This window comes from Coleofasciculus sp. (genome assembly GCF_046565525.1).
Lineage (GTDB): Bacteria > Cyanobacteriota > Cyanobacteriia > Cyanobacteriales > Coleofasciculaceae > Coleofasciculus.
Genome location: NZ_JBKHUP010000002.1, coordinates 1 through 21,129, shown reverse-complemented (window position 1 = coordinate 21,129; position 21,129 = coordinate 1). Strand labels below are relative to the sequence as shown.

Below are 21,129 nucleotides of genomic sequence, written 5' to 3'. Positions count from 1 at the left end.
AAGGAGTAAAATTAATGTATTCTTCAAAGCCAGCCACCGTTCTTGTTAGCCAACCCCCCCTAGCGGAATTCGGATTGCCCTATTTACCCTTGATGTGGGGAATTTTGAAAACCCAATGGGAACACTACGGCTTGGAACCAGAACAGATCGATTGGTTGGCGCCGATTAATGAAGTGGCAATTGAAGCCGCCCCCTTATTGCGTCCCTATGGAGATACTCCAATCGATGTATTGGTCTTAAGCTGCTACATCTGGAACTGGAAATTGCAGTGTGCGATCGCGCGAGAAGTAAAATCCCGCTACCCTCATTGTTTGGTCATTGCTGGGGGACCAGAAGTTGACTACAAAGATCCCAAGTTTTTTCAGAAGAACCCCTATATCGATATGATCTCGGTGAAAGATGCGGAGATTACGCTCACCAATATATTCAATAAGGTAATTCAGCATGGAAGCAGTCGCGAGTTGACTGAAGCCAAGTCTGTTATGTTTGCCGATATTCCAGGTCTGTATTTACCCAATCCCAAAGGTGACTTTCATATCTGTACCGGACCTGCAGAAGTGCCGACAGAGTTTCTCTACAGTCCTTATCTCGAGCAGAGCGCCGATTATGAATCCAAGATAGCGGCTGCGGGACAGGGTATTGTAGCTCTGTGGGAAACCAATCGCGGTTGCCCGTATAAGTGCAGTTACTGCGATTGGGGTTCGAATACGATGTCGAAGATCCGTCAATTCCCGATGGAGCGAATCGAAGCCGAGATAGAGTGGTTTGGGAAACAGAAGGTTAGCTTCTTATTTTCAACCGATGCCAATTTTGGGATGCTGCCGAGAGATCCAGAAATCGCGGAATTGGTCATCAGAAGCCATCAAAAAACTGGATTCCCTCTATCCTTTACTTATAGCAACTCAAAAAACACTCCCGGTCGTTCGGTTGGTATTGCTAAAAGACTGATTGAGTCAGGCTTACTTTCATTCCATTTGCTTTCCATCCAACATACTAGTCCTGAAGTTCTTGCCGCAACAAATCGAAGCAATATTTCAGTGAAAAAGCAACGGGATATCGTTCGTGAATTGATGCAGGACGGCATAACAACTTACGGACAATTGATATTAGGTATTCCTGGAGATAAGGTCAATCTATGGAAAGCTTGTCTTACGGATATGATGGAATGGGGAATTCACTCGCGCTACTGGGTGAATCCATACAACTTGCTTCCTAATGCACCCGCGGCCGAACCTGAGTTTATCGAAAAATGGAAAATTGAGACCGTTAAAAGGTATGTTTTAATCAACCATGGCGCTCGCCCGTGCGGTCCCATAGATTCCTCAATCGAGCATCCCGCATTAATCGTTCAAACGAAGACGTTCTCTCGACAAGACTGGGTGGAAATGCAATTATACACAAGTTTTATTCAATGTTTTCACTGTTGCGCGGTTAGCCAATTCATATCTATCTACTTGCGATTCACCCACAATATTACTTACGCGCAATTTTATGAAGACCTGTTTGAAAACTTTTTTACTCGCGCTCCCCTTGCCCAAGCATTATACCAAGCTATACGAGACTGCTATCAAACCTATCTAGATCGTGACGATGCCGTCGCATTTATGGACGTAGGTCAACTTCCTCAGCTCGAATTTCAGCTAGAACCCAGCCGTTGGTTATTTGTTCAGATATGTTTGCAGATTGATGGCTTCTTTGATGCCCTGAATGGTTATCTTATGGAACGCTATCCACAGATAGCAAATTTAGAAGATTTGATTCATTACCAAAAAAATCTGATGATTTTGCCAAGCTACGATCGTTCAAAAGGGAAAACCTTTATCGCCCATTGCGATTGGATTACATATTTTGCCGATGCATCAAAACGCCTATCGTATGAAGATGCGGCAATGCCAGAGCCAGGCCCGACCCCTAATGCGGTCATTGTGGTAAGTGATCGCTCTTGGTCGGACAATGGTCTTCATTATGCGTTCGATTGGGAAGACAAGACGGGAGTTCGGCGCTGGATTCAGTGGATTGATGCAATGGTTTTAGGTCGTAATGCTAGGACTAAAAATAATTTTCAAAAGCTCCGCATGATCAAACTGTGTGATACTGTTGTAGCTTAAGGAGTAAAATTAATGTATTCTTCAAAGCCAGCCACCGTTCTTGTTAGCCAACCCCCCCTAGCGAAATTTGGATTGCCCTATTTACCCTTGATGTGGGGAATTTTGAAAACCCAATGGGAACACTACGGCTTGGAACCAGAACAGATCGATTGGTTGGCGCCGATTAATGAAGTGGCAATTGAAGCCGCCCCCTTATTGCGTCCCTATGGAGATACTCCAATCGATGTATTGGTCTTAAGCTGCTACATCTGGAACTGGAAATTGCAGTGTGCGATCGCGCGAGAAGTAAAATCCCGCTACCCTCATTGTTTGGTCATTGCTGGGGGACCAGAAGTTGACTACAAAGATCCCAAGTTTTTTCAGAAGAACCCCTATATCGATATGATCTCGGTGAAAGATGCGGAGATTACGCTCACCAATATATTCAATAAGGTAATTCAGCATGGAAGCAGTCGCGAGTTGACTGAAGCCAAGTCTGTTATGTTTGCCGATATTCCAGGTCTGTATTTACCCAATCCCAAAGGTGACTTTCATATCTGTACCGGACCTGCAGAAGTGCCGACAGAGTTTCTCTACAGTCCTTATCTCGAGCAGAGCGCCGATTATGAATCCAAGATAGCGGCTGCGGGACAGGGTATTGTAGCTCTGTGGGAAACCAATCGCGGTTGCCCGTATAAGTGCAGTTACTGCGATTGGGGTTCGAATACGATGTCGAAGATCCGTCAATTCCCGATGGAGCGAATCGAAGCCGAGATAGAGTGGTTTGGGAAACAGAAGGTTAGCTTCTTATTTTCAACCGATGCCAATTTTGGGATGCTGCCGAGAGATCCAGAAATCGCGGAATTGGTCATCAGAAGCCATCAAAAAACTGGATTCCCTCTATCCTTTACTTATAGCAACTCAAAAAACACTCCCGGTCGTTCGGTTGGTATTGCTAAAAGACTGATTGAGTCAGGCTTACTTTCATTCCATTTGCTTTCCATCCAACATACTAGTCCTGAAGTTCTTGCCGCAACAAATCGAAGCAATATTTCAGTGAAAAAGCAACGGGATATCGTTCGTGAATTGATGCAGGACGGCATAACAACTTACGGACAATTGATATTAGGTATTCCTGGAGATAAGGTCAATCTATGGAAAGCTTGTCTTACGGATATGATGGAATGGGGAATTCACTCGCGCTACTGGGTGAATCCATACAACTTGCTTCCTAATGCACCCGCGGCCGAACCTGAGTTTATCGAAAAATGGAAAATTGAGACCGTTAAAAGGTATGTTTTAATCAACCATGGCGCTCGCCCGTGCGGTCCCATAGATTCCTCAATCGAGCATCCCGCATTAATCGTTCAAACGAAGACGTTCTCTCGACAAGACTGGGTGGAAATGCAATTATACACAAGTTTTATTCAATGTTTTCACTGTTGCGCGGTTAGCCAATTCATATCTATCTACTTGCGATTCACCCACAATATTACTTACGCGCAATTTTATGAAGACCTGTTTGAAAACTTTTTTACTCGCGCTCCCCTTGCCCAAGCATTATACCAAGCTATACGAGACTGCTATCAAACCTATCTAGATCGTGACGATGCCGTCGCATTTATGGACGTAGGTCAACTTCCTCAGCTCGAATTTCAGCTAGAACCCAGCCGTTGGTTATTTGTTCAGATATGTTTGCAGATTGATGGCTTCTTTGATGCCCTGAATGGTTATCTTATGGAACGCTATCCACAGATAGCAAATTTAGAAGATTTGATTCATTACCAAAAAAATCTGATGATTTTGCCAAGCTACGATCGTTCAAAAGGGAAAACCTTTATCGCCCATTGCGATTGGATTACATATTTTGCCGATGCATCAAAACGCCTATCGTATGAAGATGCGGCAATGCCAGAGCCAGGCCCGACCCCTAATGCGGTCATTGTGGTAAGTGATCGCTCTTGGTCGGACAATGGTCTTCATTATGCGTTCGATTGGGAAGACAAGACGGGAGTTCGGCGCTGGATTCAGTGGATTGATGCAATGGTTTTAGGTCATAATGCTGCGACTAAAAATAATTTTCAAAAGCTCCGCATGATCAAACTGTGTGATACTGTTATAGCTTGAGGTTTGTTGCAATGGTCAAACTGAAAATTCCCCTTACTGCGATCTCTTGACCATAACTACTCTGGGAAAGCCTTATTTTATAGCAAAAAATTGAACAAAGTGTCTTGTGGTTTGGGAGCATTCCAATTTGGCACGTTGGCTCTTTTACCCTTGTAATTGAGTTACTTTAGGTAATGCTTTTTCCAAAACGGGATGCTCCCTGTGGTTTTCGCTTTGTAAAGTTTTGAAAACTGAATTGACTTTGTATTGCTGCTTGCAGTATATTTGTTGCGTAGCTTGTCCAACCGTCGTTAATGGCAGGTCAATACTATGGCAACAGATCAAGAAAAAATAGATATCTTACACCGTTACATAGAGACGCTTAAAAGTGGTCATTTGGATGCAATTCATTCCCTTTTAGGTGATGAATTATCCAATAACCTTAGGCAGAGTCCGATGTCCCATGAAGTGCATTCCAAGGAAGAAGTTGCTGCCCATGGGAAGGCAGGAGGGTTTGATACTTTCACAATGCACGACATCTTTTGTGGTGAAGATAAAGTAGTTGGGCGGTATTCCTACACGCTTTCAAGCGATATCGTACCCAATGCGCCGGATGGCAAAACAACAACTGTAACTGGAATAACGATCATACGGATTGAGAATGGCAAGATTGTGGAAGTGTGGAACGAGCAGGATCACCTTGGTGCGGTGCTTGGTCTAGAGATACCGTTGGGACAAGGTTAAAATCAAATCGGCAATTCTCTATGCGAAATAATTTTTCTCATTGGTTTCAGAAGTCTTTCCAGAAATCGATTGATTTATGCAAAATTGTCAATCTATCTATATTGGTCCAAAAACTTCAAAACTATTGAATGAATCCAAAAATGAGAATTGTTACAATTTGATAATTGCCATTGCTTTTTGCGGAATCTAAATATAAGATTCAGACATTGTTTTGTGTAGTTTTGTCTTAAAGGATTTAATACTATGTCAACTACGGGAGCTTTACAGGAGCGTTCGTCTGAAACTACCTCCATTGAAACTCAAAAGGTAGTGAGCCAAGTGTCGGCCATGGCGATGGTAAATGAAGAATTTCGAAATCGCTTGATTGCTAACCCTAAAGAAGTGCTTGTCGAGCAGGGAATGGAATTTTCATCTGACATGGATTTGAAAATTCAAATTTGTCAGTCATTTGAAGAGGTTCCTGATGAGCGTCCCCGCAATACAATGTATCTGGTCATTCCTCAAGCGGAAGAACTGTCGCAGGAAGACTTGTCGATAGGAGTGTCTGCAGCTAATAGTTGCCAAAGTACGGCTAGCACGTGTTGCACGACTCCTTCGTGTCTCTCTAGTTCTTCTAGTGCATCGACGGAATGTGCCTAGGTGAAGCGATCTACAAAACAATACTCTAACTCTTGAGTCGGAGTAGTAATCCTTTATTAAGGAAATGATGTAGCGTTTATCAGGTGAGTGAGGTACACCCAGTCTTTTTGCCGTAAACTCGACGGCCTTCAAGAAGAACAACATGACCCATCATACCGGGAAAGGTTGCCAGCTCGTCAACGATTGTTTCGGTTTGGGTGAACGAATACGAGCGGGATAGAGCCGGAAGCCCTGAAAGGGATGACGGCTCGATCCCATGTCTTGTAGAATTGAGTCTAAAAACTAAAAATAAGCGCAACAGTAAAGTAGAGCAGTTGATATTCTTGATGTTGTGAAGGATAGTTCGGTCTCTATTTCATTTTCGCACAATCTAATGATTGAGAAGCCCAAAATAAAAAGTCATCTTTATGCTGAAGCGGTTGGCGAGAAGCGCGTTCTATTGATTGCAGAAGGTCGTTATTTTGCCTTGTCTGGTCGCGCTTACGCACAAGTAATTCCTTTAATTGATGGTTTTAGAACTACAGACGAGATTGTTGATACTTTAGAAAGTAAGCTTTCCGCAACTGAAGTCTACCGTACGTTGCTTTTGTTAGAAAAATACGGGCATATTGAAGAGTCTGTTGCAACGTTGCCGAGTTCGATCGCAGCGTATTGGAATACTTTGGGCGTGACGACTCACGCGGCTAGCGAGGCCTTAGATGCCAAGCGTGTCTGCCTGTTTCCATTTGGGAATGTTCCAAAACAAGCTTTTTTGGCCCAACTAGAAGCAATGCACGTTAGCATCGCATTGCAGGATGATGCTGACTTGTGGGTGGCTCTTGTGGACGATTACCTGCAAGGGGGATTAGCTCAACTCAATCGACGCGCTCTTGAAACAGATAAACCCTGGCTGATCGTCAGGCCGAGTGGGGTTTATGCCTGGATCGGGCCGCTTTTTTTTCCCGGACAGACGGGGTGTTGGGCTTGCCTGTCCCAAAGACTGCATAACAATTTTGAGGTGGATCGCTATGCCTGCCAGATGATGCATCGCGATCGCCCCTACCCTGCCCTAGCTGCTCTGCCTGCAACGGTCAGTATCGGCTTGGGAATTGCGGCTGCAGAAGTTGCTAAATGGATTGTATTGGGAGAAGCGGCTTCTCTTAAGAGTAAAGTGCTGACCTTTGATTCAATATCGCTGCAAACCAAAGAACACCTCCTCGTCCGCAGACCTCAATGCCCAGAATGTGGCGAGCCAGCGAAGTGGAAGGGAAATTTGCCCGTTCCACTCCGGTTGCAAAGCGTTGTCAAACAGTTTGTCAGCGATGGCGGCCATCGGGCTGTAACGCCCGAACAAACCCTCAGCAAATACGAGCATCACATCAGCCCGATTACGGGAATCGCGAAAAGTCTTACCCGCGTCTCGAACCCTGACGATGATACCGTACATGTCTACGTGTCGGGCAATAATATGGCTGCGCGTTACGATTCTTTTACACGGTTGCGTCGCCACGTTCGTAGCGCCTGTTGCGGTAAGGGGATTTCCGACGCTCAAGCCCAGGTCAGTGCCTTATGCGAAGCGATCGAGCGCTATTCGGGGGTCTTTCGCGGGGAAGAAATTCGCCAGATCGGTACGGCACAAGCCCTAGGAGATCGCGCGATCGATCCGCGCGATTGCATGTTGTTTAGCCCTCAGCAGTATCGCGACCGCGATCGATGGAACGCGCTAGATCGGCGTTTAGATACCATCCCTCTGCCCTTCGACCCGACGGTGGAGATGGAGTGGACTCCCCTCTGGTCGATGACCCGTCAGGAATTTCGTTACTTACCCACGAGCTACTGCTTCTATAGTTATCCTTCACCTCCCGAACAGTTTTATTGTTTGCCAGACTCTAATGGTTGTGCGGCAGGTAATACGCCAGAGGAGGCCATTCTACAAGGATTTATGGAATTGGCCGAGCGAGATAGCGTTGCCATGTGGTGGTACAACCGGCTACGGCGACCGACTGTGAACCTTGATAGTTTCGACGATCCCTTTATCCAAGAACTCAGGGTGTATTACCGTCAGATCGATCGGGATCTGTGGGTACTCGATTTAACGAACGATTTGGGCATTCCTGCCTTCATTGCCATTTCCAACTATCTCGGAGGCGATACAGAGGATATCATCTTTGCCCCAGCCGCTCATTTCGATCCCAGAATGGGGGTGGTGCGAGCGCTTACGGAGCTAAACCAGATGCTGCCGGGGGTTGTCTCAAGCAAAGGCAGGGGTACGGGATATGAGTACGACGATCCAGAAGCTATCCATTGGTGGCAAACCGCCACCTTAAAAAATCAGCCCTACCTGCTTCCCGCTCCCAATACTCCTGCTCGCCAACGCAACGAATATCTAACTGTTCACCATGACGATATTCGCGAAGACGTGATGCATTGCCAATCGATTGTTGAAGGCTTGGGGCTAGAGATGTTGGTGCTAGACCAAACCCGCCCGGATGTGGGGCTGCCTGTTGTTAAGGTTGTCGTTCCGGGGCTGCGACACTTTTGGGCACGCTATGCGCCGGGGAGACTGTACGATATTCCCGTCAAACTAGGTTGGCGTACCGCGCCACTTTCCGAAGAAGAATTGAATCCGATTTCAATTTTTATTTAAGCGAGTGGAGTCGGTTATGAGTAACATTGATGCAGAGGCAAGGTTGTGATGGCTGTTGAGGATTTTCCGAAAGTTTACCTGACGGGTTCGTCCGATCTCAGTCGCGGACGGTCTTTGCAGGTGAAGCTGCGAGAGGGGCTGGCGCTGAACCAGGCATCAGATGGAACGCTTGCAGTCATCTTTGAGCTAGGACAAAAAATTTTCTTCAAGCAGATGCCAGCTAGCGTAAGACAGGTGTTTGTGGAATTAGCTTCAGAAGGTGCCACGATCGACGAATTGAGCGAAAAGATTTTGGCTGCCGATGGAGGGGATGCCCTCACCCGGTTCTATTTGCATTTTAACCAATTGCTCCATCACGGTGCAATTCAGCACGCGGCTGTGGTGGCAGGACGGTCTATTGCCGCGATTGTGGGCCTAGCTCAAAACTATCAATTTCATCTCCAGCAGCTCGATATTGATCGACCCTATTATCTCTCTCGCTTTGCCTACTGCCGTCGGGAGGAGAATCGTCTGCTCTTGGAGTGTCCCCTCGGTTACGCTCAGATCGTTCTCCACCATAGCCTTGCTGCCCAGGTTTTGTGGGCGCTCGCCCAACCTCACTCCGTTCGACAGCTAGCAGAACATCTGCCGCTACTGGGAATTGAAGGGGTGGCCGACTTTTTCCAATTGCTGCTGAACGCCCAAGCTCTGACTCCAGTGTCAGATGAGTATGCCGCTCCTGCTGAGGATGGCGACGCTACCCTAGGTCAATGGAGTTTTCACGATCTGCTCTTTCACAGTCGTAGCCGATATGGTCGAGGCAGTTATCCCTTTGGAGCCACTTTTCGGCACATTGATCGCTTTCCCCCTTTACCTGCCCTACGCTCGTCCCCCGAAGGTCAGAAGATCGATCTCTACCGGCCGGCTCTCGATTGCCTCGACGATCTACCCCTCATCCAAGTGATGGAAGAACGGCGCTCGGTTTACGACTACGAAGACTCGCATCCCATTACGGTGAAACAGTTGGGCGCATTTCTCTATCGCGTTGCTCGGGTACGATCACTAGGAGATATGCCAGTTCAAACCGAACGAGGACAAGCTGTGATGCAGATTAGCAGTCGTCCCTATCCTGCTGGCGGTAAGTGTTACGAGATAGAGATTTATCTAACAGTAGATCGATGCGACGGACTCTCAAGCGGACTGTATTACTACAACCCTCAGGAACACGGTCTTGTGCTGTTGCGCGAGCGCGATAGGTGGGTGGACGCCCTTTTGAATTACGCTTCTATCTCCGCCCCGCGCGGCAAGCCCCAAGTATTGATTCATCTGGCGGCACGGTTTGGACGCATGTCTTGGAAGTACGATGCGATCGCTTATGCAACAACTCTCAAACACGTCGGTATCCTCTACCAGAGTATGTATTTGGTTGCGACTGCGATGGGCCTCGGTCCTTGTGCCCTAGGTAGCGGCGACTCAGATACCTTTGCAACGGCGGCTCGGACGGACTACCTGGCGGAAACTTCCGTGGGAGACTTTATGCTGGGTAGTTTGCCAACTACCGATACAATCGATCAATAATGCGATCAATACTTTGAGAATATCCTGTGGAGTGAAACTTTGGAGCCTCGTTTATGTTACTCAATACCTACCACCAGGCCATGCAGAAATATGCTGACTTCAAACGTTTTAACGAGAGGTGGGTTTCCGATCCAAACTTCCGTAAGGCTTTGGCAGCAGATAAGGTTGGCACCTTGACAAAGTACAATATTCATTGCCATCCTGACGATGTCCATTCGTTGCAGGATATTCAGCCCAACCAACCCGGTCCGCCATCGGCAGCGATGAAAGCGATATGGGAAGTGGTATTGGCTAAATCCACTTTTGTTGGCGAATTCTATAAAAAGGAGGGGCAACCAAAAGACCCACGGTTCAAAGCATGGCGGGAGCGACAAATTGCACGGCAGTGGCTCGAAATCGGACCGTTTCCTACAAAATCCAATATTCACGCATCCTTGAGTATCGAACTTACCAAGGGCTGTTCGGTTGGTTGTTGGTTTTGTGCTTTGTCTCCAGAGCAATTGAGTGGCGTTTTTTCCTATACCGATACCAATCGGGTGCTGTGGCGAGACGTACTCAATGTCCTGAACGATCATTTGGGGCCGGCAGCAAAAACAGGTTTTCTATACTGGGCAACCGATCCCCTGGACAATCCTGATTACGAACGATGGTGTCTTGACTATCACGAGATTGTGGGTATTTTTCCGCCGACAACAACAGCAAAAGCCGGTGAAGATCCCGAACGTACTCGCGCCCTGCTCGAACTCTCGCAATCGCGGGACTGCTGGCTCAATCGCTTCTCCATAATCAGTCTCAAGATGCTCGATCATGTGCATGCGGAGTTTAGTGCCCAGGAACTGGCTCAGGTGGAATGTTTGCCTCTAAATCGCGAGGGTGCCTTTGTCTATGGCAATGCCGGGCGATTCCGCGAGCGAGCGCAAAAAGATCCTAAGCTCATGGAGCAGCAGCGTAAATCTCTGTTATGGGCTCCTTGGTTCACTGCCGATCCATCTTATGCCGACTGCGATGATTATCCAATGTCGAGCATTGGTTGCGTAACGGGTTTTTTGATTAATATGGTCGATCGCAGCGTACAGCTGATCGCTCCTTGTGCGTCGAGTGATCGTTGGCCCCTAGGATATTTCATCTTTGATCGCGGCCATTTTGCTGATGGGAATGAATTGGCTCAGTGGATAGACCGTACGATGGACGAGCGGATGTGGCCGATCTTGCGTGGAGGCGATCGCCTTCGCTTTCATCATTGGTTGGAGTTAGAACCTTTGGAGGATGGATTCCAACTCAATGGGCGCTTTAAACAGAGACTTGCCTTTCGAGGGCCGGAACGCAGCAATCAATGGAAAGCCATTGGGGATCTCGTGGCGCAAGGAGATCGAACGACCGAAGATATCGTTGAAACAGTTTCCGTGCAGCAAAATATCAACCGCGAAGTGGTGTATTCAATGTTGAATAGTCTCTTTTGTACCGGGGTCATTGACGAGCTCGACCTTCCCAGTTGCTAGGGCATGTCATTCATGAATTTGAAACATCCATGAGTTTGAAACATCCATGAGTTTGAAACATCCATGAGTCTGAAAACTGATCGTCCACTGCAACTCTCGTCCCACCAACAGGATCGGCTCTGGCAAATTATTGCGCGGGCAATGCCGCCCCACGAACGTATAACTTGCGAAGCTGTCGTTCCGCATGCCGAAAATAGGGTTAAAATCGACAAGCTCAGACGGCAATGGCGTCAAGCAGTTACAGACGGAACGCCGGGCCAGTTTCAGATATATCTCCAAATGCTTGGACTGAGTGAAGAAGACTTCGATCGCTGCTTGAACGATGTCGATTTGCATCATTTCACTGCTTTACCTCACTGGGCTAAGACTTTAGTTACAGTGTTAGATGCAGCCGTCCGCAATGAAGCAAATTTAGTTCGCTCGATCACGGGAGGCGAACATCCGCAAGACGAACGAAAAATTCCTCACGGGCGAGCCATAGAGCCATTTTTGGAGGTCGCCCAACAGTTTTTAGAGACGTACATTGCCCGAGAAAAATGGGCGGTTTCGCCTGCGGGACTCGCGGATATGGTGGCTGTTATTGCCCGTCGCCTGTCACAGTTAGTGGTTCCCATTCTAGATTTCGAGCTGCGTTTGGCAAATGCTAATGCTGGCTTGTTCGGCCGGCAGGATGCGAGCGAACAAGCCGTGTTAGAGAATACGGTGGATAGCTGGCTTGATCGGTTCGAGCGATTTCCTGTCTTGGCTCATTTGATGGCAATTTCCTACGCCCACTGGCAGGAATGGATGAGGGAGATATGTGATCGCCTGTCAGTAGATTGGATATTACTGCGCGATCAGATGTGGGAAGATTTGGAGCCGGGTTTGTTGACGGGGTTTCGAGGAGATGCGGGGGACATTCACGGATGCGGGCGAACCGTAGCAATTCTCAGCTTTGCGAGTGGGAGCAAAGTTGTCTACAAGCCGAAGGACTTGCGCTGTGTTGAGGTGTTTCTCAATGTGCTCGCTTTTCTCAATCAGGGCGGCTTAGAGCCGCCCTTACACGTTCGTCGCGTGATCGTACGGGATGGCTATACTTGGGAAGAGTTCGTTCCTTTCCAATCCTGCCAGACGATGCAGGAAGTGGAGCGTTTTTATCGTCGCATGGGTATTCTCATTCGCCTGCTACAGCTCTTTGAAGGGCGAGATTTTTGGCTCGACAATCTCATTGCCCACGGCGAACAACCTGTCTTTGTCGATCTAGAAATGCTGTTGCAACCTCGCCCAGACTGGCAGCTTTCAGCTGAGCAACACATCGCCCGAGACATTTTGGCTGAGTCTGCCCTCGAACTGTGCGTCCTTGCTATGCCAACGCCTATTGGTGTTGGGGTTGGCACCGAAGATTTTGGTGCCCTGGCCTTGCCTGGCAAATTCGTGATGCCCTACAAACGCGTGTTGAGTTCTAGCAAACCTGCGTGGAAAGGTTGCCCTAGCCGCAATGACTACACTACTTGGACCCATACAGATCACGCACCGTTATTGAACGGGACTCCCATTGATGCTGCCAACTACCTCGATTTTCTATTGGAAGGCTATGCGAACGCCCAGCAATGCCTAGAGGCCCAACAAGAAATGCTTCAGGCCTCTGACGGACCGCTAGCTGGTTGGACTGGTTTGTGGGTAAGATTCATCTACCGTGATACTTGGACCTATCACAGAATCGTCAGATCGAGTCTAGTGCCAGCGTTGCTGGCCGATCCCGTCCAGCGAGAGATTTTTCTCCAACAACTTCTCCGTCCTGTGATCGCAGAGGATTTGGACGGAGCAACCCGTGATCGCCACGCCCAGATTGTTTGCAGTGAAATTGCAGCGCTACGACAACTGAATATCCCATTGTTTGGAGCATTGAGCGATGATGATCGGATCTTAACCTTGGAGGGGAGTGAGATTATAGACTATTTCAACGGCACGGCCTGGGAGCGACTACAGAATCGATTGAAACATCTCAAAAGCTTTCCCCTTGATCGAGAAATGGAACTAATCCGATCTGGTTTTGTTACAGGTCACCGGACGGCTCGAAAACAGTGGAATGGGTTCAAGCGAGATAGCAGCATTTCTCCCCCAGCCGAGCGAGATCGCTGGTTAGAAGAAGCAATTTCCATAAGCGCAGAAATTTTGGCGGATGCTGTCGAATCCCCCACAGGCAACTTAGCCTGGTTGGGTTTTGTTTATAATCCCTACATCGATCTGCTTTCGGTAAATATATTGCAGCCCGATCTACTTACAGGCAGTTGCGGTCTGGCAGTGCTGTTTAGCGATCTGTACGCGGCAACGGGCGGGGAACAGTGGAAACAGGCAGCGTTAGGAACGCTTGCGGGCATTCAAAATGCAACTGAGGAAGCTTTTTCTACCTGGCAAAGAAAAGATGCGACTATTCTGCATTCGGATATGCCCGTGCATTGCGGAGGCTATTTGGGCTTAGGTGCTTTGATATTCAGCTTGTGCTACTGCGCTCAGATTCTCGCCGCGCCAGATTTGACTCGTTTGGCTCTCTCTAATTGGTCGCGCCTGCCAACGGAAATGTTTGTACAGCGAGCTAGCACTGATGTTGTTTCTGGTATGGTTGGGCTTTTCCTTAGCACGATCTCTTGTGCCAATAGAAGTGGAGACGTAGAAGGAATCGAGATTGCTATCAACTTAGCAACCCAATTGCTCGACTTACGAGAGCAGTCTGGAGAGTTTCCGCCCCCGCCGTACGCTCCTCAAGGACTGAAACGTTGTTGGGGTTTTCCAAATGCTGAAGTTGGTTTGGCATTGGGATTATCCAGAACGATTCAAAATAGTGAATGCGTTGTCCCCGTCCGCTTTCAGCGCGAGCTGGAGAATGCGATCGAGCGCATTTTCCAACTGTCCAAACCCACACCAGGACACCTTCTAGCATACCTAGAACTCGATGTTGATCGAGCTATCGATCCGATTAACTTCTATCTAGCTATAGAACGCCCAGCAACCGATACAGTTGCACTGTTAGATGCTTTTGAGGTTGCTGCAACGGCTTTTGAAATGAGTGGCGAGCCGATGTATCTCGAACGCGCTTCGCTCTTTGCCACTCAGATCCATTGCACTCGGGCAGAAGCCGGATATTGGTTCCCCACATCTCTGGCTGCTGATCGCCACAACCTATCGATCTTTTGGGGTCTAAGTGCCATTGCAAGAGCATTTCTGAGGATGGATAACTCCACTACAGTTCCCTCAATTCGACTCTTGCACCTTCCTCAGTAATATAACCTGAGTTCGATATAAGAAGCTATTTGAGGCTGTTTAACGGAAGAATGACGATTTAAGGCTACGACAGAATCAGACTTTCAGCTTATACCAGATCCGGTTAATAAAGACTACTTACTATTCAGGGGAGAAACCTTGCAAATAGAAATGAAGTTGATTTTTTTTAAGTACCCTATCATAACCAGATTTGGGATTACGTCGAACTCAGGTTACACAGGGCTTGCTGAATACACACTCAAAATTAAGACGTGCCATGGCACGTCTGGCAAATTCAAAATTCAAAATTCAAAACCTATTCCACTCGCTCAACATTTCCCGCCTTGACCCAACCTTCTTGTTCACTACCCGACAAGCGTACTCTCTGCCATTTTTTATCATCGCTTTCTTTGAGGATGATAATATCCTGATTGTAGGCTACCCCGCCAATGCGATTGGCATCAAGACTGGGAGAATCGCGCAGGCTTAATCCTTCGGGCCAAGTTACCCTCGCTTCATAAGCACCAGGGGGTAATTCCTCGGGTTCTGGGGATTCACTGGGAGTAGGACTAGGACTAGGACTAGGTTTTGGCTTCTGGGTAGATTGGGCGGGTTTCTTCGCCGAATCGGGAGATTTAACTGGCTGGGCTGGTTGTTCTTCAGCAAAAATGGGTTTAGCTGGATTCGCTGACAATTTTGTGAAAAAGTAATAGGCGACAGCGCCACCTCCTGCTAATAGTATGGTAATACCCAGAATAAGACCGATAAAAAATTTGGCAATACCTGATAAAATCATAGGATTTGTCATTCCTAAAAAAAACTCAAAAGTCTCTCACTTGCACGGGGCGGGTTTAGTCGCATCTTTTGTGAGGTAAACAAACGATAATAGTGAGAAGATCCCCTACACAAAACTATGCCCGATTAGCAAAGTCAAGGATCACAACTACAAATTTTTATTGGAGTTGACGCTGAATCCGACTACTCAAACGAGTATCTCTAGACGCCATACGTGCTTTTCCCGCCGCCGCCCAGTCTTTGAGAAATTGAATTTGTTCTTGGGCGGTACGAGCGAGGGGAACGATTTGGCTGGCGGCTTCTAATATATCATCAGTGGTAAAATCTCGATTTTGACTAAAGCCAATGTGCATGGCTTCGATCAGGGTTTGTTCAATTTCTGCACCGGAAAAGTCGGGGGTTTCGTAAGCTAGTCGTTCTAGATCATAGTTCTTTAGGTTATGAGGCCGTAGTCGCCCTAAGTGCAGTTCAAAAATAGCTTGGCGTTCGTCTTGAGAGGGTAAGCCAACGAAGAATATTTCATCAAATCGCCCTTTCCGCAGCATTTCAGGAGGGAGTGCTTGGATATTATTGGCTGTGGCGACGACAAAGACGGGAGATTTTTTCTCGGCTAACCAGTTGATAAATGTACCAAACACCCGACTAGCGGTACCGGAATCGCCTTTGGATTCCACTCCCGCAAACGCTTTGTCAATTTCGTCAATCCAAAGAATACAGGGGGCTAAGGCTTCAGCGAGTTGAATCATTTGGCGGGTACGGGATTCTGATTCTCCGACTAAGCCGCCAAATAAACGCCCCACATCTAAGCGTAATAGGGGAAGATGCCAATGGTGAGCGATCGCCTTAGCAGTTAGTGATTTTCCAGTTCCTTGGATTCCCACTAATAGCAAGCCACGGGGATGGGGTAATCCATATTGTCGGGCGCGTTCAGTAAAAGCACCGCCTCGACGTAGCAGCCAGTCTTTGAGGTTATCTAAGCCACCAATATCGGAAATTCTTTCTGCGGTGGGGTAATAGTCTAAGATTTGGGTTTGACGAATCGATTGGCGTTTCTCCTCTAGCACCATTTCCACGTCATCGGGTTGGATTTGTCCCCGCGCCGCGATCGCTCTGGCTAATACCCGGCGTATCCGTTCTAAGGATAACCCTTGACAAGAGCGCACCAGTTCATCTAAAACTTTGTCGCTGAGGGATTGGTGGGTTGCGGCGACTAAGCGGCTAATTTCGGCTTTGATTTGTGAGACATCGGGTAAGGGAAACTCTTGTACTGTCAGCACTTCAGTTAAGTCTGGGGGGATGGCGACTTGGGGGGTGACGATGACGATATTTTTCGGCTGGGATTTGAGGAGTCGCGCCAGGTTTTTCAGTTTACGGGAAACGGAGATATCCTCCAGAAAGCGGTGAAAGTCTCTGAGGATAAAGATAGAAGGGGCATTCGGGGGGATTTTCTCGACAAACTCTAAGGCTTGTAAGGGATTGCGGCGTCCAAACCCTTGATCATTAGGGTTTCCTTGATAGCCATCGACAAAATCCCACAGATAAACCCCACGTTCACCCAAGCGTTGAGCCACCTGTGCGATCGCGACTTCGGCTCGTTCTTCTTCTAGGGTGGGGATGTAAATCAGGGGGTAGCGGGCGCGTAGAAGCAGCTCAAACTCATCATTAAAACTCATGGTGTATTGGGGTTAAATGCGACAACCTCAAACCGAATCATTCACCAAACCTATATTTTACCTCTGTTCAATGAGAGGAGGGCGGGTTTTGTATCTCAGTTCGGAAAAATCGTTAACATTAATTTCTCAACCCGCCCCTACCTACATAAATCTGGGAAAATGACCAATGACCATTATTTGGGCAATTGTCCCTTTAAAATTTCCAGAGCATCCCAACGTCGGTCTGTTGGCTTAGTGGTGCTATTCTCATCAATAACAATTCCTGGACAGTTAGCGTCACATAACTGTCGGGGAGGAATTTCTAGACACAATTGCTCATAAAGCCAACTATTGGGATCAAAATACCCTTGGGGATGTAAGGTTTCCACCAACTCCTCCAAGGGCGTTTCTCGTTCTAGGACACCCTGATCCTTTTGGTCGGCGGCTTCATCTAACCAAACCAGTTCAGACACATCCAAGGTTAACCGATGATTGTACTGCTGCAAGCAACGGTTACAGGCTAGGGTAATAATCGTTTCCGTTTGCGCCGATACTTCCAAATAATTCCCTTGATGCTTAACGTGTAAGCCGCCTCGAACGGGCGTTAGAGTTTCTAAATCAGGCAGGAATTCATTCACCTGAATCACATCGGTTTGCTCTGGTAATTTAAGCAATCCAGGAATATAAACTGCTTCCATGATGCCACTCCTTTGCTGCAAACAACCCACCGTACTCCAGAGGTTAAACCCTCGCTCGCCACTCAAGGACGTAGACGAACCACTAAGCGGCGATCTGGTTCTTGACCCTGACTATGAGTTTCTAAATCTTCACATTCCTGAAGAAACGTATGCACTTGACGGCGTTCTGCAGCGGAGAGCGATCGCAATTCATAATCTTGACCGGTCTCCCGCACTTTCTGAGCCGCCTGATCTGCTAGTATCCGGAGTTCCTCTTGACGCCGCAGACGGTAACCATTGAGTTCAACGGTATACGCCGCCTGATCTACTGGTAGCTGACTGAGGTTAAGAATTGCGTTTGCCAAATACTGTAGCGCATCCAGAACCTCACCATTGGTGCCAATCAGGGTTTGAATTTCTGCCTCGGTCAATTGGCTTTGCTCAATGGTCAACCAGTAGCTCGCTTTAGGATCTTGGTTCTCTTGCGTAACTTGCACCGTCGCCGACACATTGGATAAGCGTAGCAACTCTTCCAGCCACTGCTGACCCCGCTGCTGATTACTCATAACTAACTTGACGCTTTTTTCTTGGAACGTTTCGGTTCAAATGGCAGTGATTCTCGCCCTTCGCCTGACTTTTCTTTCGATTGGGTTTTCTGTTCCGCTTTTTCTTGCTCCTCAACCATTTTCTGGATATTTTCCGGTAGGGGTTCTCGCATCAAAATAAAGGATTGTAGCGTCTGAAAAACGTTAGCAATCACCATATACATCAACACACCGGCTGGTAAGGGGAAGAAGAAGAACATCCCAGAAAATAAAACTGGTGTAATCTTATTCACCGTGTTTTGCTGCGATGAACCACTTGGAGCATTCTGACCGGTGAGAATCTGGTTCACATACAAACTCACGCCAAAAAATAGAATCATGCCGACAATATCCCAGTGGATGCTGCCATCCTCTTCAAAGGCGCCCACCCGTCCCAAGGCGTCAATAAAGAGGAATCCTCGATCTGCCGCCAATCCTGGAATTGTTGCCTTGAGCGTTACCTCGCCCGGTGCTAAGGCTTCAATGGTGCCATCTTCTCTCAAGCGCACCTTATCTTCCCCTTTGGTGATTTCCCATCGAGGAATAATTTTGGTGTCTGGATATTCCTGCTTCAGGGCGCTTAAGGATTTCCCCTCAACGGATTGAAAGTCGATTGGCGTCTTCTCCCCCACCACTAAACGATTACCGCTCGGTAATACGGCGGCGACTGGTGCGTGCACACCATCGGCAAAGTAAATATTTTGGGGTTTGGTGGCAAAGGCTTGGGGTTGGATGAACTCCATTTTTTCCCGGGGAAAGATTTGAACATCCACCGTATAGTTCACATTAGAAAACGGTGATCCCCGCAATGTGGCAAATAGGGCAAATAAAACAGGCATTTGTAGCAGGACAGGGAAACAGCCAGCTAGGGGATTACCAAACTCCTGGAAGAGTTTGCTCATTTCCTCTTGTTGCTTCACCTTGTCATCGCCATAGCGTTTCTGAATGTCCTCTTGCCGCTTTTTCATTAAGGGTTGGGTAATTCGCATACGCCTCATGTTGCGAATGGAGCCTGCGTTCAGGGGATAGAGAGCAAAGCGAATTACCAGAGTCAGTGCCACGATGGCAAGACCGTAGCTAGGCACAATCCCGTAGAAAAAATCCAGGATTGGCAGCATGACGTTGTTAGAGAGAAACCCGATACCAAAATCCATTCGTATAAATTCAACCTAGGCGCTGTAACGTTTTCTGAATCTAATTTATCGAATATTGGCGGCAATGGGAGGCAATGTCACCCAATTTATCGCTCTTAAGAATCTAAGCTGTAATTGGATGGGGCGACTTTGGCGTCGATCGCCCTCTTTGGCAGCCCAGAGAAATTCAATGGGCAAATGTATCCAAAGTTACGGAAATTTTTTGAGCGGTATAAAAAAGTTCAGCTATTTCCCGTACCCCACACCCAAACCCTAGGAACATTGCCCTCCTGCTCACCGCCGCTATACTTTAAGCCTTAACGGAATCCAGCGGTTTACCCGTTTTGGCAGACACTTTTTCACCGATGTAATCGTAAATTTCGCGAAACTGAGGCATAGCCCGCAGTTCTAAACGGCTACCATCTTTCAGGATAACCACAATATCTCCCCAAAGACCGATACCACGGGGAACTTTCCGCAGTTGAGCAATTTCGGAGTATACAATATCCGTGCGATCGCGCCCTTGCCATCCTCCTGTCACCGAAATGCGGCGAGTGGTAATCCGATAGCGCAACCACAACGCCCGCACAACTGCTCCAATGGTTAAGGGCAAGGCGATAACCGTGAACCCCAGCAAAATGTTTATAATCAAGTCACCGACGTGGGGACCCCCCTCATAATAGGTTTCTTCTTTAATGCCCATTTATTACCTCAGCATCTACCAATAACTGCTCTAATTCTTGCAAAAATTGAGCATATTCGCACTCCAAGGCGTTGGGAAGTACTCCAACTATGACGTACCAACCCGGTTTCAGTCGCGGCAATAATTGGCGCAAAGCGGCTCTAATCTGTCGTTTCAAGCGATTACGGACAACGGCTTTTTTACTGACTTTTTGGCTGACGGAAATACCAATGCGAGTAGGCGGCTGGCTTAACAGATTAAGCTGTGAGCTGTCTGAACTTAGAACATCCTCATGGATAACCCTAGGCAACCGCAACCCTCGCACTGTTAAATGACGTCCATAGCGACGAATTCCCTTTTGGTATACTGCCTTAAAATCTCGCCAATGCCTGAGTCGATTTGCTTGAGGCAACAATTGTTATTTGTCCTTTTTCCTTTTTCCTTCGTCATTCGTCAGGGAAGGGGCTATAGGGCGCCTGATCAAGCACCCTATAGGACTATCGACGCCTAATGGTGAATTTGGCGTAAGTCCTGAGCCTTTACCAGGTGACATTACACCGCTAGACGATAACGTCCCTTACTCCGGCGGGCTTTAATCACAGCTCGACCGTTTTTGGTTCGCATGCGGGCGCGAAATCCGGATTTGCGTTTTTGCTTGCGGCTAGTACCGCCTAATGTGCGTTTTGTCATCGTTTATTGTTTATCTTTTTACCAAACCAGATGGGAATACTTGGGAAAACTCAAAAAAGTTCTACAACTTTTCCCAGTTAACCCAAGAGTCACAATTTTCTAGCTTAACATTCCAATCCCCTAATTTGTCACGCCTGGGTATTAAACTTATCCCTATCTCTCATTCCTCATCGTAAACCTCTATTCCTCCCCGCATTGCTTCGCTGAATGCGGGGAGGAATAGAGGTCAAATCTCACCACATTGAGTGGCAAGATTTGACCAGTCCAGTTGAAGGCACGACGATTAACCCCGTGCTTCGCTGCAACAACTGGACTTTTTTGGCAGTAAACTGCCCCAATCGTTTCCAATTTCCATCGCTAACGGAAACCTGAGTTTTAGTGTCCCCAGAACACCAGCCTGTGTAAGTCTTTCCCGCTT

At 47.6% G+C, this 21,129-nt stretch carries 16 protein-coding genes and 1 pseudogene; 8 read left to right on the top strand and 9 right to left on the bottom strand.

Annotated elements, in window-relative coordinates:
• The first annotated feature begins 14 nt into the window (after positions 1–14).
• The 8 genes from ACLGGO_RS00855 to lanM all read left to right on the top strand — a co-directional run bounded on the left by ACLGGO_RS00855 (position 15) and on the right by lanM (position 14,519).
• Positions 15–2,108 carry a B12-binding domain-containing radical SAM protein gene (locus tag ACLGGO_RS00855; protein ID WP_446417920.1) on the top strand — a complete coding sequence of 698 codons (2,094 nt, stop codon included), beginning with the start codon at positions 15–17 and terminating at the stop codon, positions 2,106–2,108.
• Positions 2,109–2,120: 12 nt separating this feature from the next.
• A complete protein-coding gene (locus ACLGGO_RS00850) occupies positions 2,121–4,214 on the top strand; it encodes a B12-binding domain-containing radical SAM protein (RefSeq protein ID WP_446417919.1) in 2,094 nt (697 codons plus the stop codon).
• A 309-nt stretch (positions 4,215–4,523) separates the two neighbouring features.
• Positions 4,524–4,937, top strand: coding sequence for an ester cyclase (locus ACLGGO_RS00845; RefSeq protein WP_446417918.1), 414 nt, complete (start codon positions 4,524–4,526; stop codon positions 4,935–4,937).
• 243 nt (positions 4,938–5,180) lie between these two features.
• A complete protein-coding gene (locus ACLGGO_RS00840; RefSeq protein ID WP_446417917.1) occupies positions 5,181–5,576 on the top strand; it encodes a hypothetical protein in 396 nt (131 codons plus the stop codon).
• Between the two features lie 373 nt (positions 5,577–5,949).
• Positions 5,950–8,202 (top strand): TOMM precursor leader peptide-binding protein, encoded by a 2,253-nt coding sequence (locus ACLGGO_RS00835; protein ID WP_446417916.1) that lies wholly within the window; start codon positions 5,950–5,952, stop codon positions 8,200–8,202.
• A gap of 48 nt (positions 8,203–8,250) precedes the next feature.
• Complete coding sequence (locus tag ACLGGO_RS00830; protein ID WP_446417915.1) at positions 8,251–9,759, top strand: SagB family peptide dehydrogenase; 1,509 nt, start codon at positions 8,251–8,253, stop codon at positions 9,757–9,759.
• A 53-nt stretch (positions 9,760–9,812) separates the two neighbouring features.
• The gene (locus ACLGGO_RS00825) at positions 9,813–11,258 is read left to right on the top strand and encodes a radical SAM family RiPP maturation amino acid epimerase (RefSeq protein ID WP_446417914.1); all 1,446 of its coding nucleotides are present in this window, start codon (positions 9,813–9,815) and stop codon (positions 11,256–11,258) included.
• Between the two features lie 63 nt (positions 11,259–11,321).
• Positions 11,322–14,519 carry a type 2 lanthipeptide synthetase LanM gene (lanM, locus tag ACLGGO_RS00820; protein WP_446417913.1) on the top strand — a complete coding sequence of 1,066 codons (3,198 nt, stop codon included), beginning with the start codon at positions 11,322–11,324 and terminating at the stop codon, positions 14,517–14,519.
• 295 nt (positions 14,520–14,814) lie between these two features.
• Here lanM and ACLGGO_RS00815 read toward each other — a convergent pair whose 3' ends face one another.
• The 9 genes and pseudogenes from ACLGGO_RS00815 to ACLGGO_RS00775 all read right to left on the bottom strand — a co-directional run.
• Entirely contained in the window at positions 14,815–15,306 is a 492-nt protein-coding gene (locus tag ACLGGO_RS00815) for an SH3 domain-containing protein (RefSeq protein WP_446417912.1), read from the bottom strand.
• 145 nt (positions 15,307–15,451) lie between these two features.
• Positions 15,452–16,966 carry an AAA family ATPase gene (locus ACLGGO_RS00810; protein WP_446339820.1) on the bottom strand — a complete coding sequence of 505 codons (1,515 nt, stop codon included), beginning with the start codon at positions 16,964–16,966 and terminating at the stop codon, positions 15,452–15,454.
• 173 nt (positions 16,967–17,139) lie between these two features.
• Positions 17,140–17,643, bottom strand: coding sequence for a YceD family protein (locus tag ACLGGO_RS00805; protein WP_446417911.1), 504 nt, complete (start codon positions 17,641–17,643; stop codon positions 17,140–17,142).
• 62 nt (positions 17,644–17,705) lie between these two features.
• The gene (locus ACLGGO_RS00800; RefSeq protein ID WP_446417910.1) at positions 17,706–18,188 is read right to left on the bottom strand and encodes a Jag family protein; all 483 of its coding nucleotides are present in this window, start codon (positions 18,186–18,188) and stop codon (positions 17,706–17,708) included.
• Between the two features lie 2 nt (positions 18,189–18,190).
• Complete coding sequence (gene yidC, locus ACLGGO_RS00795) at positions 18,191–19,360, bottom strand: membrane protein insertase YidC (RefSeq protein ID WP_446339823.1); 1,170 nt, start codon at positions 19,358–19,360, stop codon at positions 18,191–18,193.
• A gap of 289 nt (positions 19,361–19,649) precedes the next feature.
• Positions 19,650–20,042, bottom strand: coding sequence for a PH domain-containing protein (locus ACLGGO_RS00790; RefSeq protein WP_446339824.1), 393 nt, complete (start codon positions 20,040–20,042; stop codon positions 19,650–19,652).
• Positions 20,032–20,436 carry a ribonuclease P protein component gene (gene rnpA / locus ACLGGO_RS00785; protein ID WP_446417909.1) on the bottom strand — a complete coding sequence of 135 codons (405 nt, stop codon included), beginning with the start codon at positions 20,434–20,436 and terminating at the stop codon, positions 20,032–20,034. The genes ACLGGO_RS00790 and rnpA overlap by 11 nt, the downstream gene beginning before the upstream one ends.
• Before the next feature lie 137 nt (positions 20,437–20,573).
• Complete coding sequence (gene rpmH, locus ACLGGO_RS00780) at positions 20,574–20,711, bottom strand: 50S ribosomal protein L34 (protein ID WP_446339826.1); 138 nt, start codon at positions 20,709–20,711, stop codon at positions 20,574–20,576.
• A 233-nt stretch (positions 20,712–20,944) separates the two neighbouring features.
• Positions 20,945–21,129, bottom strand: a pseudogene (locus ACLGGO_RS00775) (hypothetical protein); the annotation flags it as partial.

Bases quoted from the DNA above. Each gene is read 5' to 3' on its own strand.
- ACLGGO_RS00855 (WP_446417920.1), top strand. From the start codon at position 15: ATGTATTCTTCAAAGCCAGCCACCGTTCTTGTTAGCCAACCCCCCCTA.
- ACLGGO_RS00850 (WP_446417919.1), top strand. From the start codon at position 2,121: ATGTATTCTTCAAAGCCAGCCACCGTTCTTGTTAGCCAACCCCCCCTA.
- ACLGGO_RS00845 (WP_446417918.1), top strand. From the start codon at position 4,524: ATGGCAACAGATCAAGAAAAAATAGATATCTTACACCGTTACATAGAG.
- ACLGGO_RS00840 (WP_446417917.1), top strand. From the start codon at position 5,181: ATGTCAACTACGGGAGCTTTACAGGAGCGTTCGTCTGAAACTACCTCC.
- ACLGGO_RS00835 (WP_446417916.1), top strand. From the start codon at position 5,950: ATGATTGAGAAGCCCAAAATAAAAAGTCATCTTTATGCTGAAGCGGTT.
- ACLGGO_RS00830 (WP_446417915.1), top strand. From the start codon at position 8,251: ATGGCTGTTGAGGATTTTCCGAAAGTTTACCTGACGGGTTCGTCCGAT.
- ACLGGO_RS00825 (WP_446417914.1), top strand. From the start codon at position 9,813: ATGTTACTCAATACCTACCACCAGGCCATGCAGAAATATGCTGACTTC.
- lanM (WP_446417913.1), top strand. From the start codon at position 11,322: ATGAGTCTGAAAACTGATCGTCCACTGCAACTCTCGTCCCACCAACAG.
- ACLGGO_RS00815 (WP_446417912.1), bottom strand. From the start codon at position 15,306: ATGACAAATCCTATGATTTTATCAGGTATTGCCAAATTTTTTATCGGT.
- ACLGGO_RS00810 (WP_446339820.1), bottom strand. From the start codon at position 16,966: ATGAGTTTTAATGATGAGTTTGAGCTGCTTCTACGCGCCCGCTACCCC.
- ACLGGO_RS00805 (WP_446417911.1), bottom strand. From the start codon at position 17,643: ATGGAAGCAGTTTATATTCCTGGATTGCTTAAATTACCAGAGCAAACC.
- ACLGGO_RS00800 (WP_446417910.1), bottom strand. From the start codon at position 18,188: ATGAGTAATCAGCAGCGGGGTCAGCAGTGGCTGGAAGAGTTGCTACGC.
- yidC (WP_446339823.1), bottom strand. From the start codon at position 19,360: ATGGATTTTGGTATCGGGTTTCTCTCTAACAACGTCATGCTGCCAATC.
- ACLGGO_RS00790 (WP_446339824.1), bottom strand. From the start codon at position 20,042: ATGGGCATTAAAGAAGAAACCTATTATGAGGGGGGTCCCCACGTCGGT.
- rpmH (WP_446339826.1), bottom strand. From the start codon at position 20,711: ATGACAAAACGCACATTAGGCGGTACTAGCCGCAAGCAAAAACGCAAA.